Source organism: Nostoc sp. JL31 (assembly GCF_017114965.1).
Taxonomy (GTDB): Bacteria; Cyanobacteriota; Cyanobacteriia; order Cyanobacteriales; family Nostocaceae; genus Nostoc; species Nostoc punctiforme_A.
In genome coordinates this window covers 34,408-48,302 of sequence record NZ_JABXKO010000034.1, presented here as the reverse complement: position 1 = coordinate 48,302, position 13,895 = coordinate 34,408, and the positions used below count along the sequence as shown (strand labels likewise).

The 13,895-nt window shown below is 42.8% G+C and carries 7 protein-coding genes and 1 pseudogene; 6 read left to right on the top strand and 2 right to left on the bottom strand.

Annotated elements, in window-relative coordinates; genetic code table 11:
• Positions 1 to 120: 120 nt before the first annotated feature.
• Entirely contained in the window at positions 121 to 498 is a 378-nt protein-coding gene (locus HWQ43_RS06530) for a DUF1823 family protein (protein ID WP_292731429.1), read from the bottom strand.
• A gap of 239 nt (positions 499 to 737) precedes the next feature.
• Here HWQ43_RS06530 and HWQ43_RS06525 point away from each other — a divergent pair, with 239 nt between their 5' ends.
• The 4 genes from HWQ43_RS06525 to HWQ43_RS06510 all read left to right on the top strand — a co-directional run bounded on the left by HWQ43_RS06525 (position 738) and on the right by HWQ43_RS06510 (position 7,105).
• Positions 738 to 1,040 (top strand): acylphosphatase, encoded by a 303-nt coding sequence (locus HWQ43_RS06525; RefSeq protein WP_292731427.1) that lies wholly within the window; start codon positions 738 to 740, stop codon positions 1,038 to 1,040.
• A 192-nt stretch (positions 1,041 to 1,232) separates the two neighbouring features.
• On the top strand, positions 1,233 to 2,297 hold the full coding sequence (gene speB / locus HWQ43_RS06520) for an agmatinase SpeB (protein ID WP_292731425.1): 1,065 nt from the start codon (positions 1,233 to 1,235) through the stop codon (positions 2,295 to 2,297).
• 377 nt (positions 2,298 to 2,674) lie between these two features.
• Positions 2,675 to 3,820, top strand: a complete 1,146-nt coding sequence (locus tag HWQ43_RS06515) for a hypothetical protein (protein ID WP_292731424.1) — start codon at positions 2,675 to 2,677, stop codon at positions 3,818 to 3,820.
• Positions 3,821 to 4,762: 942 nt separating this feature from the next.
• Positions 4,763 to 7,105 (top strand): adenylate/guanylate cyclase domain-containing protein, encoded by a 2,343-nt coding sequence (locus tag HWQ43_RS06510; RefSeq protein WP_292731422.1) that lies wholly within the window; start codon positions 4,763 to 4,765, stop codon positions 7,103 to 7,105.
• 86 nt (positions 7,106 to 7,191) lie between these two features.
• On the opposite strand, the gene speY is transcribed toward HWQ43_RS06510, so the two are convergent.
• Positions 7,192 to 8,367, bottom strand: a complete 1,176-nt coding sequence (gene speY / locus HWQ43_RS06505) for a deoxyhypusine synthase (RefSeq protein ID WP_292731420.1) — start codon at positions 8,365 to 8,367, stop codon at positions 7,192 to 7,194.
• A 1,603-nt stretch (positions 8,368 to 9,970) separates the two neighbouring features.
• Here speY and HWQ43_RS06500 point away from each other — a divergent pair.
• Both HWQ43_RS06500 and HWQ43_RS06490 read left to right on the top strand, forming a co-directional pair.
• Positions 9,971 to 12,202, top strand: coding sequence for a family 2 encapsulin nanocompartment cargo protein terpene cyclase (locus tag HWQ43_RS06500; protein ID WP_292731418.1), 2,232 nt, complete (start codon positions 9,971 to 9,973; stop codon positions 12,200 to 12,202).
• A 112-nt stretch (positions 12,203 to 12,314) separates the two neighbouring features.
• Positions 12,315 to 13,728: pseudogene (locus HWQ43_RS06490) on the top strand (family 2B encapsulin nanocompartment shell protein).
• The last annotated feature ends 167 nt before the right edge of the window (positions 13,729 to 13,895 follow it).

The following is a 13,895-nucleotide window of genomic DNA, read 5'->3' as shown; positions in this document are numbered from 1 at the left end:
TAAAACATTGCATCTAGCTGCAAACAATTTTTCAATCATACAATAGTTTTTGTAATATTCAAACAACTAGATATTTGGTGAAAGGAATAGGATGTTTTTTACCAAATATCTACTGTAAGATTACTCTTTTTTATTGTTAGTTTGTTGCAGATAACTTAACAACCAATTCGCAGCTGTTGCCCTGCGAGTTTGCCGAGGCCCAAATTCCCCAATCTTGTAACCTTTGAAACCCAGCTTTTCTTTTAGCATTTGTTTATTTTCAGCAGGAATAGAACGAGTCAGCTTGACAGTTGCGGGGCGAGATTCAATGAAATCTGGTGGTTGTGGGTACTCACCCTGCCATTCTGGTGCAACTTGGCTAGTGTCCCATTGTGCAATTGATGAGTCATAGCGATAGCCTAAATAATGCCATAGCAACTGGTTGACTGTGGCATCATCAAGTTTATCGTTAAGAATTGCCCAAATTGTTTCTGTATTAAGTGGTGGCAGGTTAGACATAAACAATTTAAAATTCCAAGTGGAAAACTTACTACTGATTAAATTACAGCAGTTTTTAGGTATTTAGACTAGAACTTAAATGGGGAGTAGGGTAGTTTAATTACTTGAAAAGCGCTAGAGATATACAAAAACTAGTAGGTATTAAGAAAGACTGAAATTAATTTCGCTAATTGGAGTTAAAAACAGATTGTGTATACACAAACTAGGTAGACTGGAAATCGTAAAGATTAGACCAGTCTATGCAGAATTCCACAGCACTGCCAAAGATTATCCGCGCCCATGTATTCATTTCTGGCCGAGTCCAAGGAGTCGGCTATCGCTATTCCACTGTCGATACAGCTAGCCAGTTGGGATTAACCGGTTGGGTGCGGAATCTCCCCGATAATCGAGTCGAGGCAGTTTTTGAAGGGGCGCGAGAGGTTGTAGATGACATGGTTCGCTGGTGTCACTCTGGACCACCAGCTGCTGTAGTTAAAGATGTTGTGGTTGAGTATGAAGTACCAGAAGGGTTGCGAGGATTTAAAGTTAAGCGGGTTGAGTAGGGAGTTAACAAGGGCATAGGAAACAAAAACTATCCTCTGTACCCTATAAACTATGCTGAAGCGATATGTATACTCATGGTTTTTTCCTGTTCATCCTTTGAAGCAGTTTACTGTCTGTGAAAAATTTTGATTACAATGCAGATGTCCACTAGGCGGCGTGCTGTCTATCCACGTAAATCTAGAAGATACTCAATGAGTAATCAATTAAAAGACTACAATCCCAGCGGCGTAGGTGAAATCAATGGCAACCTCTTAGGTTTGCCCTGCGATTATGAGTCTGCAAACTTGATTGTCTTTGGTGTACCGTGGGAAGTCACTGTTTCCTATGGTGCTGGCACTGCTAATGGCCCACAGCGAATTCTAGATGCTTCGACTCAATTAGATTTGTTCGATTTTGATAACCCTGATGGTTGGAAGCAGGGAATTTTTATGGAAGAAATTCCCCAAGGTATTTTAGAGAAAAACACATATTACCGCACCTTAGCAGCAAAAATTATCGAGCGATTAGCCCAAGGTAAACAACTCTCAGATACACCAGATTTAACACCTGTCTTGACAGAAATTAATCAGGCTGGTCAACAGGTAAATCAATGGCTGTTTGAAAATTGTCAGGCAGCAATTAATAATGGTAAGCGAGTTGCAGTAATTGGTGGAGATCACAGTTCGCCTTTAGGTTATTTCCAAGCATTAGCAGCTAAATACTCAAACTATGGCATTTTGCACATTGATGCCCACGCAGATTTACGCGATGCTTATGAGGGATTTGAATTTTCCCATGCGTCGATTATGTTTAATGCGATGAAAATACCGCAAATTTCTAAGTTAGTACAGGTAGGTTTGCGTGATATTAGTCATGATGAAGTGCAAATGATTGACCAATCTGATAGTCGCATTATTGCTTATTATGATCCGGCTATTAAGCAAAAGCTTTACTCTGGCACAACTTGGATTGATTTATGCCGAGAAATGATCAGTCATTTACCTGAGTATGTTTATATTAGCTTTGATGTAGATGGTTTAGATCCAAAACTCTGTCCGAGTACGGGTACTCCTGTTCCAGGTGGGTTGGAATTAGAGCAAACTTTTTGTCTGTTCCGAGAATTGGTCAATAGTGGAAGAAAAATAATTGGCTTTGATATCTGCGAAGTCGGTGATGCGGAGTGGGATGGTAATGTTGGAGCGCGGGTAGTTTACAAGCTGGCAAATTTTATGGATTTATCAAATAGAATTCAGGAGTCAGGAGTCAGAATGGGCTAAACCTTAGCTATCCGCTAACAGAATTAATTCTGTACGACTGGCGGATAGCGCAGCGGTAGCGAGTCATCAAGCGTCTGAATAAGAGGGTTTAAAACCCCACTAAATTAAACGCGAACAGCGTCTCTGAAAGAGAAGATTTAGTGGTTTTCAATCAGTGGCGGGTCTGTAGTAAGATCCCACAGGGTATCCCCCACTGATTTTCTGACTCCTGAATTCTTCTTCAAGCAGAATTTATATAAGGAACAAACAATCAGTACATCAGCGTCTGTCTTTATATCTGTTTCATAATATAGATACTAAACTAATTGCCCATAGTGAAGTTATAGAATTATATATTTTATTGTCTATTAGTGGCTGAATACTATTTATTTTTTACTATGAAAATCATGCTGAAAAACTACTTTAACATCAATAAAACACGAATTTTCACTGCTTTAATTTTGACTGGGATTTTGTCTGTTAGTAGCAGTTTAACACTTATTAAAAGTGCTACAGGCGCTTCTGCGAACTTCTCTTTAGAAACAAGCAATGAAGTTGTTAAAGACAATATTAAACTAAACCGCTTGCCACGTCCAGTAGCTAATGCAGTACTGCAAGATTTAGCGCGCAGACAGGGAGTTTTTACTAGACAACTGCAAATTATTGACTACAATCAACAGACTTGGCGCAATGGTTGCTTAGAACTACCTCAAGCTGATGAAATTTGCACCCAAGCGTTAGTTCCGGGTTGGCGGATTGTGGTATCTAATGGCAGAGAAAACTGGGTTTATCATACCAATAATAATGGGCGATCGCTACGTTTAGCTTCGGCAAACACTCCCTCAGAAAATCTGCCAAATAAATTATCTACATCTGTAAAAAATGCGGTTTTACAAGCCGCATCCAGACGTTTGCAACAGCCAATTTCTCAGTTAACCATTATTGAGGCTCAACAGCAAACTTGGAAAGATAGCTGTTTAGAATTAGCTAATGCTGATGAATTCTGTACCCAAGCTTTGGTATCAGGCTGGCGGGTGGTTGTCGGCGGAGTTGACCAAACCTTGGTTTATCATACTAATCAAACAGGTTCCGCACTCAGACTGAATCAAAAAACTAACGAAACTACGCTGGGACCTATAAAAATTCCAGCTAGCGAGTTACCACCACCGTTAGATCGAGGTATAGTATTTCGCCAAATCTCCAGTGGGGGTTTTGCTGGCAGAACCTATGAGACTGTTTTACTCACAGATGGGCGACTGATTCGCGTGCGGATTGGTGATGCCAATGATTCTGAACGTAGTATTCGCCGTGTTTCTGTGCAACAGGTACAAGAATTTTTGCGATCGCTAAAACGTTCTCACTTTAGTAAATTTCGAAATCTGAGTTACCCAGCTCCCAGTGGTGCTGCTGATTATATCACCTATACGCTCACCAGCCAAGAAGGTACGGTTCAGTACAATGATATTTCTCAAAATAACCTGCCAAAGAATTTACAGACAGCAGTCAAAGCCTGGAATCAAATCGTAGCCAGCGCAGAATCATAAACTTCATTGATGGAATTGAAGAATAAGGAGTGGCGAGATTTTCCTACAGATTCGCTACTCTCTTACAAAGTGACGGGTTTCAAATTTCCTAGTGGCGATCGCACTATCTTGAAAGTTCATTTTTCAAGATAGCGAAACTAATAAAAGGTGTTTCCAGCAATATTTAGTTGCAATATTAATCTAATTCGCCCTTTTGTAAAATACCACATAGGATTAAAATTAAATATGAAGGCAACTGTTAAGTATAAGCTGAGTCAAACAGCAATCTTATATTCAGCTGTCAATCCTCCAAAAGAAGTATATTATAAATATTAATCAAGCTTATTTAGTTTAAATTAATGGGTAAGCAAGTTTGTAGTAAGGACTAAAGTACTTACCCTTCTACTAACGGAGATGCTGTGCGAATGGGTTTGTTAGTCGCTCATAGGAAAGCCCCTTCTCTACGAGATGCTATGCGATCACGAAGCGTCTCGTAGAGAAGACCACGCTAACTCACTACAAACCCTCTTCCACTACCTTGACAAAGTACTAGTACAGCATGACGGAAATCTAGCTACTATCTCAATTAACCAGATTAAGTTACTCTGAACAACTTGTTAAAGGTTGGTAAGCTTCCGCCACAGCGAACTAGTAGTTTTTACTCAACAATACTCGATTGATGTGAAAAAATAGCATTTAGTAAAAAAACTGAGTAATAGTAACTTATGCAGATTTTGGACAAATAGGCTTATATTAATCAAACATTTACAAGAATAGCTACAATAATCATTAGTTATACTTAATTATTAAATCGTAGTTGTGATTAATGAGCTATTATTTATTACTATGATGATAGCTTAATCTGGCAAAGATTAGAGGTTTTATTTTCCTATCGCTTGAAATATTCTCTTTCCTCAGAATCTTTCTTTTAAAGATAACTCTAAAGCTTGTTTCTATACCATAATGAAAGGCCAAGTACTAGATCAGATTTTTAACAAACCTTCTTTTATCCTTAAATTTGAACGCTTAGAACTAGATGATAATTTCTGCATCATAGATACATCCGAGCAAGTACAACGGTTTGCAAAGCGTCCTGATAAGGTGATTCAGGGAAAAGATGTCCGGTTAAGTTTTCCTGAGTTTATCGGACTTGAAGATATTCTGAAAGCTATTGTACAAGGGGAGCAAGAACTGTTTGAATTAGAAGCGATTGAACGATGTTTAGAGGATAAACTCCGTCTATATATAGATATATATATTATCGGTGAACAGCAGGAAAATAAATTAATAGTCCTAATTGAAGATGTTACCGATAGGTTTATTTTAAAGCAAAAATTAGCACAGCAAGCCAAAAAAGCGAATTTGCTATCAAGTACTTTAATCTTATACAGAAATTACATGGAACAAGTAATTACTTCAATGGCAGATGCTTTGTTAGTAACCAGTAATTCCGGAAAAATAAAAAAAGTAAATCGTGCCGCTCAAAAGTTATTTGGTTTTCAGGAAGAAGAGTTAATAAATCAACCAATATCACTAATTATTGATGACAATCAGATTTTAATTAAAGCTATTTATCAGCATTCTTATTTAAAGCGTAATTCACAGAATCTAGAAGTAGTTTGTCGAACAAAAACTAGAGAAAAACTGTTGATTGCTTTTTCTTGCTCAGTGATTCCAAAAAAAACAGAAGGGCTAGAAGATATTGTCTATATTGGTCGGGATATTACTGCTTGGCAACGCCGGGAACAGCGTACAAGCGCCCAGTATTCTATTACTCGCATATTATCAGAATCACAGAGCATCAAGCAGGCGATTCCGCAAATTTTGCAGTCGATTTGTCAAAACTTGGGATGGGATTTAGGCGAACTTTGGACACCAAGCCAATATATTGGCACTTCGGTACAAGGAGATAGTCTCAATGCAGTACTAAGGTGTGTGGAAATTTGGTCAAGTCGATTAGTTTCTGTCCGAGAGTTTAAAGCAATCACCTGGCAAACTACTTATACACCTAGTGTTGGCTTACCTGGTAGAATTTGGATCAGACGTTTGCCTTTGTGGATTAAAGATATCACAGTAGATGGAGATCAAAGGCGATCGCTACCTGCTGTAGAGGCTGGATTACACGCAGCTTTTGGCTTCCCCATTTTAGACGATAGTGAAATCTTAGGAGTGATGGTTTTCTTTAGTCGGGAGTTACTACCAAAAGATAAAGACCTATTGCAAATGATGGGTTCTATTGGTAGCCAAATTGCTCAATTTATCAAACGCAAACAAGCAGAAAATGCTCTTGTAGAAAGTGAAGAACGATATCGAGATTTATTTGAAAATGCTAATGACTTGATTCAATCTGTCAACCCATCTGGTCGTTTTTTGTATGTCAATCGTGCATGGCGAGAAACTTTGGGATATAGCGAAGCTGAAATTGCGAATATGAGTATTTTCGATATTATACATCCAGAGTTTAAACAAAGCTGTTTGCAAAGATTTTATCGCGTGCTATCAGGAGAAAAGCTTGGGCAAGTAACAGCTATATTCGTCACTAAAGACGGTCAAACAATATTTCTAGAAGGTAATATTAATTGTAAATTTGTTGAAGGTCATCCAGTTGCGATTCGCGGCATTTTTCGCAATGTAACCCAGAGAATAGTAGCAGAAAAAACACTTCGCAATCAGCAGAAAGAAACCGAATGTTTATTGCTGAATATTTTGCCAGGTGCAATCTCTAAAGAACTCAAAGAACAACCAGCTAGGATTACCGAAGACTTTACTGATGTCACAGTTTTATTTGCAGATATCGTCGGCTTTGCTGAAATTGCTACTTCTATGAGTGCCATTCAACTAGTGAACTTACTCAACTCAATTTTCTCAGCTTTTGATCGCCTCACCGAACAACATAGTTTAGAGAAAATCAAGACCATTAACGATGCTTATATGGTAGTTGGTGGCTTACCCACACACCGCCCAGATCATGCTCAAGCGATCGCTCTGATGGCACTGGATATGCAAACTGCGATCGCTCTATTTAATACTGAGAATAACCAAAATTTCAGCATCCGTATCGGCATCCATAGCGGTTCGGTAGTGGGGGGAGTCATTGATCCGAATAAGTTTACTTATGAACTCTGTAAAGACACAGTAAATATCGCTAGCTGTATGGAATACCAAGGTATTACTGGTAAAATCCAAGTTACAGAAAATACTTATAAGTACTTGTGTGATGAATTTCTATTTGAAAAACAAGGCGAAATTGAAGTTAAAAGCAAAGGGAAGATGACAACTTATTTGTTGATTGGACAGAAGAGATGAGGGCATTGGGAAAGAGGAGGCAGGAGGCAGAAGTTTTTGAATTTTGAATTTTGAATTTTGAATTGATTTCTCCCCCTGCCTATTCCCTAGTGAGAATTCGGAATCATCCGACCACAGGGATAAGTCGCTGTTGGCTGTGAAGCATTTTCAGCAACTGCTGCTGGAACCTGATCTGATGGTTGGGTTTTGGCTGCTAGATAGTCTTTTTGCAGTTTATCTAAAATGGCTTCTCGCCTGTCGTATATACGTTTCAGGGGACGAGGTTGGCATTTGTTAAGAACATACGCTGTCACTAGTGGTAAAGCGATCGTGCTATCGGTATAACAAACGATTGTATTAGGTAACTCCTCCGGGTCAATCTTACCCCAACTGACGGCTTCCGATGGGGTTGCTCCAGACAAACCGCCTGTATCTGGACGCGCATCGGTAAACTGCACAAAGTAATCGTGTCCTCGTTCTTCTAATCCCAAAACCTCGTGAAGTTGCGGTTGAGTTTGTAGCAAAAAGTTCTTAGGGCTACCACCACCGAGAATTACAGCCGCACTTTTTCCTCCTGATTCACGGGCATTATATGCGATCGCTGCTGTCTCATTCACGTCAATTGATGGATCTATCACCAACTGCGAACCTTCCAATGCTAAAGCCGCCACATTCATCCCAATTGAGCTATCTCCAGGAGAAGACGTATAAATCGGTACGCCATATTCATAAGCTGTAGCTAGCAAGCAGGAATGCTGCACACCCAATTGCTTTTCTACTTCTCGGACATATTTACCTAGTAAATGGTGAAATTCAGCCGTTCCCATCCGCTTTTGAAACGCTTCTTCTTGGAGAATCTTGCGGATGAACGCATCAGTTTCTAGCAGCACATCGTAACCAAAGATAATGTCATAAATGCGGATAGTGCCTTCTTGGCGCAGTTTCACATCATCCAAAAATGGATTACCAGCGAAAAGTTCAAAACCCAAACCATAGTGCATATCGTGGTAAAGATTTGCACCAGTGCTAATCATCCAGTCAATAAAGCCGTTGCGAATTAAGGGTGCAAGCGCTGAAACCCCAAATCCTGCTGGCGTCATCGCACCGGAAAGGCTAACTCCCACCGTGACACCTTCCGTTAGTACATCGCGACTCAGTAGTTGGCAGATTTCCCGCAACCGCGCTGAATTGTAAGCGGTGAAGTATTGATCGATCAAATCCACCACATTGATATCATTTGATATCGGTGTGGGTGCAATTTTTTGACCCAGCTGTTTAGACATTTTGGCACTCCCGAGCAGTAAACACGACGAATCTAATGGTATCTAGCTTTCAGCCAAAGTGACAGCAATACTTTTTTACTACTAGCTTGAACCCTAAACTTTCAGTTACCCTGAAAAAGCAAGTGAGGAGTAGGAGAAGAAAACTTTTTCAGCCCTTTTGGGATTTTCCGATGATTAGCTGTCTTAAAACCGAATGGCACTAAGAAAAAATACAGCCCTTACTCTGACTGGTTCCCTGCCTCTAGGCAGGGAACCCATTCTGGGAGGCTCCGCCTCCAGTAGCTTGACAAGAGGCAGAAGCCCACTTTAAATATATTCCCAGCCTGGAGGCTGGGAACAAGACAACACAAGCCTTTGGGCTTTTCTTCGTGCCATTCGTCTTAAAACCTTATAAGCATTTCACAGGCATATTAGTCACATTTCAAATAAAAAATATCCAATTATTTATTGTGAGCTAGTTCTAGAAAGCGGGCTTTCCGGCCCACTCTCTAAATAGTAGTAGTTTATTTTTTGGAAATCGCTAATACCAATTTTAAAAAAGAATACAAAGGTTTTTGCGTCAGTTTTTTCTCTACCTTTGTGAACGTGAGAAAACTAAATTTCATGTTTTCTCGCAATATGTCCTACCGTGTATACACAAGTCTAAAATAGCTGATAAATTACGGTTTTACCCACCCTAACCCTCCCCGTATGTATTGGGGAGGAAACTAGATTTTCTGGTTTCCCTTCTTTCCAAGGGGGGTAATTCGACTTCTGTATACACCGTAGCAATATATCGGGGGATTAAGTGGGGTAATTCGACTTGTGTGTACACCGTAGCCAAGACATCAGGGAGGGTGCGCAGGATATGCAAATATTTTTGAATTGCTATAAGCCACAAATGCTTATCCTGATGTGGTTTCAGGTGAACGCGTAATTTTCCGGTTTTGGCACGGTGATGGCTTAATGGACATTAGTTGCAAAAATTAATAATTAGTAATTATTCTTTAATAACTATCTTAAATCTTTTAACTATCTGCTTAACTGTCTTAACTGTCTCCTAATTCTTCAATTTTTGATTTAACTATCTGCTTAACTGTCTTAACTGTCTTAACTGTCTCCTAATTCTTCAATTTTTGATTTAACTATCTGCTTAACTGTCTTAACTGTCTTAACTGTCTCCTAATTCTTCAATTTTTGATTTAACTATCTGCTTAACTGTCTTAACTGTCTTAACTGTCTCCTAATTCTTCAATTTTTGATTTAACTATCTGCTTAACGGCTTTAATGTACGGATTGCTTTTTATTTACAACTATGAAAAATTATGAGAACACGACGATCCAGTATTAAAAATTTATCTGCCAACATCGGAAATAAGTAATGACTTAAACAGCTTTTTCAAATGCTTGATCTTTCGCTATGGGAAACTTCAAACAAAACATACATAACTCATTCTTTAGATTAGGAGCATCTTAATATTATCGCCTTGAAACGAGCCACCACAAGCAAACCAGATGTAGGGATCTAGCTGGGTAGTGATGATACTTGTGAACTGCAACGATGCTCAGATCGGCCACGAAACAAAGATAGCAAGAAGACCCCAGAGGAGGTTTAGCGCAGATCATGCAACCCTTTGAACTGCCAGAATTTTACACGCCTTGGCCCGCACGGCTGAACCCAAACCTGGAAGCGGCACGAGTCCATTCCAAAGCATGGGCCTACGAGATGGGGATACTTGGCTCAGAAGAGGAAGCGCAAACCTCGGTGATCTGGGATGAACATACATTTGACTCCCACGATTACGCCTTGCTTTGCTCTTATACTCATCCAGATGCGCCGGGAGCGGAGCTTGACCTAGTAACCGACTGGTATGTTTGGGTGTTTTTCTTCGACGATCACTTCCTGGAAATCTATAAGCGCACCCAAGACATGGCTGGGGCAAAGGAGTACCTTGACCGATTGCCAGCGTTTATGCCAGTGCATCCCACTGATACCCCTTCGGTTCCAACCAACCCAGTAGAGCGCGGCTTGGCTGACCTGTGGTCTCGCACTGCCTTTACTAAATCTGTAGACTGGCGACTTCGATTCTTTGAAAGTACCAAGAACCTCCTAGAAGAGTCTCTGTGGGAACTCGCCAATATCAACCAAGATCGAGTCGCCAACCCCATCGAATACATCGAGATGCGCCGCAAAGTTGGCGGCGCTCCGTGGTCAGCGGATCTCGTCGAACACGCCGTGTTTATAGAGATTCCAGCCGAAATCGCCTCGACTCGGCCAATGCGTATCCTCAAAGACACATTTGCCGATGGAGTGCATCTTCGCAACGATTTATTTTCCTACCAGAGAGAAGTAGAGGATGAAGGTGAGAACGCCAACTGCGTGCTGGTCTTGGAGCGCTTTTTAAATGTGAGTACCCAGGAGGCGGCTAACCTTACCAACGAACTGCTAACCTCGCGGTTATACCAGTTTGATAACACTGCCGTCACCGAGTTGCCCCCCCTCTTTGAGGAGTACGGACTAGACCCAGTGGCTCGTGTGAACGTTCTTCTTTACATCAAAGGACTTCAGGACTGGCAATCGGGCGGTCACGAGTGGCATATGCGATCGAGCCGTTATATGAACAAGGGAGGAGACAATTCTTCGACATCTACAGTTCTGGGAGGCCCCACAGGGCTAGGTACATCGGCTGCGCGTATTCAATCCTTATACGCCGCCTTGGGTTTGGGAAGGTTCAAAAGCTTTACTCACGTTCCATACCAGGCTGTCGGGCCAGTAACACTGCCGAAGTTTTACATGCCCTTCACTACAAGCTTGAATCCCCATCTGAATGCTGCGCGGAAGCATTCCAAGGAATGGGCGCGCGAGATGGGGATGCTGGAATCACTACCTGGGATTCCTGATGCCGTCATCTGGGATGACCACAAGTTTGATGTTGCCGACGTAGCTCTATGCGGTGCGTTGATCCATCCGAATGGGTCTGGTGCTGAACTGAATTTGACAGCGTGCTGGCTTGTTTGGGGAACCTATGCCGACGATTACTTCCCGGCACTCTACGGGAATAACCGCAACATGGCTGGTGCGAAAGTGTTCAATGCCCGACTGTCGGCGTTTATGCCTCTGGATGACTCCACCCCCAGCGAGGTTCCGACCAATCCGGTGGAAGCAGGCTTGGCAGATATTTGGTCTCGCACAGCTGGCCCGATGTCCGCAAATGCTCGGCGTGAGTTCCGCCGCGCAATCCAGGATATGACTGACAGCTGGGTGTGGGAACTCGCCAACCAGATCCAAAATCGGATTCCCGACCCAATAGATTATATTGAGATGCGCCGTAAGACCTTTGGCTCGGATCTGACCATGAGTCTGTCGCGACTAGCTCAGGGCAACGAGATCCCGCAGGAGATTTACCGTACCCGAACGATGCGATCGCTCGATAATTCCGCCGCCGACTTCGCCTGTTTTACAAATGATATCTTCTCCTATCAGAAAGAAATCGAATTCGAGGGTGAAATCCATAACTGCGTGCTGGTCGTTCAGAATTTCCTCAATTGCGGTAAACCACAGGCCGTTGAGGTCGTCAACAACCTGATGACCGCTCGGGCGCTCCAGTTTCAACACATCGTCGCTACCGAACTGCCAGTTCTTTTCGATGATTTCGACCTGGATGCAAGTACCCGCAAGAAACTGCTCGGATACGTCAAGAAACTAGAGCAGTGGATGTGTGGCGTACTCAAGTGGCATATAACAGTAGACCGCTATAAGGAATTTGAATTGCGTAATTCGTTAGCAGGGCGGCTACTTAGCGGTCCCAGAGGGCTGGGTACTTCAGCTAGGCGTATTGGATCGGTGAGGGTTTAAGGTCATTACTCGGTCAATAAAGTCAGGTTTTTTTGTCGGTGAGTTAATTCAAGGTCAGTATGCGATCGCGTGAGATCGGTTTTTTAGTAACTAAAAAGTGGAGGATTAAGTTGTGACGTATTCTAACGATCCCAATTTGGTAGAAGATCAGCAGCCCCATTTAACCTTGAGTACAGCAGCGGCGCGTAATTTGGCGACAACGGCCAAATCTGCACCGCAAACCCAGGAAATTACATCGCGGTGGTTATTGAAGTTATTGCCGTGGGTGCAGACGAAAGGTGGTGCTTATCGAGTCAACCGTCGGTTGAGTTATTCCGTGGGTGATGGACGGGTGACTTTCACCAACACCGGAGCAACGAGCAACGGTGCAGGTGATTCCTCTGGAACTGACTGAGCTGCCCTTGCTGCGAGGGTTTAACAACCTTGACGTATTGATCGGGTTAGCAAACCAGTTTGTTCAACAGGAGTACGCTCCAGATGATGTAATCGTTGAACTTGGCCAGCCTGCCGATCGCGTGATTCTGATTGCTCGTGGCAAGGTAAACAAAATTGGTGTTGGCAAGTATGGCGAGCAGATCGTGTTCGATGTACTAGCTGATGGCGACCATTTCGGCGATGAAACTGTGGTGCAGTCGGAGGATACTTGGCAGTACACCCTCAAGGCGATTACCAGAACCATCGTTTTGTCACTACCTCAAGCGGCATTTGAAAGGGCGATCGCTCAGTCTGAGGCGTTAGGAACCCATGTTGAACAGTTCCGCACCCGCCTGAGCCAGCCACAGACTCCCCAAGGTGAAGCTGCCATTGAGCTGGCAGCCGATCATCCCCAAGAGGCTGAGTTGCCGGGAACCTTCGCCGATTACGAACTCACACCCAGGGAATATGAGTTGAGCATTGCTCAAACAGTGTTGCGAGTCAGTACGCGGGTAGCCGATCTGTACAACGAACCGTACAACCAGACAGAAGAACAACTGCGGCTCACTATCGAGGCATTGCGGGAACGTCAAGAACACGAATTGCTCAACAACCGCGAATTCGGATTGCTGCACAACGCCGACCTCAAACAGCGTATTTACAGCAGTAGTGGCGCACCCACCCCCGATGATCTCGACGAACTGTTGGCGACAGTATGGAAAGAGCCGGGATTCTTCCTAGCTCACCCCCGCACGATCGCTGCCTTCGGTCGTGAGGCCAACCGCCTGGGTCTCTATCCACAAAGCGTAGATGTGAACGGCGTTCAGGTAACATCTTGGCGCGGCGTACCTATCTTTCCTTCCAACAAGATCCCCATCAGCAATAACCGCACCAGTTCTATCCTTTTGCTCCGCACTGGTGTAGAAAAACAAGGAGTGATCGGCTTACATCAAACTGGTATCCCCGATGAATACCAACCCAGTTTGTCTGTTCGATTCATGGGCATCAGCGAAAAGGCGATCATTTCCTACCTCGTCACCGCCTACTACTCCGCAGCCGTCCTCACTCCTGACGCACTTGGCATCCTCGAAGATGTTGAAATCGGGCGCTAAATATCAGGAATGTGGGTATTAAGTGCTGAGTGAGTAAAAATTATAGCTGACTGTTGATACCCTGCAAGAAAGTGGGCGGTCTTTTGACTCAGCACTGGCTCAACGCACCGCTACCGCTAATGGAACTCAGCACTCAGCACTGAATGCAATACGGTTTGGTTAAGGCA

Coding starts and splice junctions, on each gene's coding strand:
- HWQ43_RS06530 (WP_292731429.1), bottom strand. CDS start 498: ATGTCTAACCTGCCACCACTTAATACAGAAACAATTTGGGCAATTCTT.
- HWQ43_RS06525 (WP_292731427.1), top strand. CDS start 738: ATGCAGAATTCCACAGCACTGCCAAAGATTATCCGCGCCCATGTATTC.
- speB (WP_292731425.1), top strand. CDS start 1,233: ATGAGTAATCAATTAAAAGACTACAATCCCAGCGGCGTAGGTGAAATC.
- HWQ43_RS06515 (WP_292731424.1), top strand. CDS start 2,675: ATGAAAATCATGCTGAAAAACTACTTTAACATCAATAAAACACGAATT.
- HWQ43_RS06510 (WP_292731422.1), top strand. CDS start 4,763: ATGAAAGGCCAAGTACTAGATCAGATTTTTAACAAACCTTCTTTTATC.
- speY (WP_292731420.1), bottom strand. CDS start 8,367: ATGTCTAAACAGCTGGGTCAAAAAATTGCACCCACACCGATATCAAAT.
- HWQ43_RS06500 (WP_292731418.1), top strand. CDS start 9,971: ATGCAACCCTTTGAACTGCCAGAATTTTACACGCCTTGGCCCGCACGG.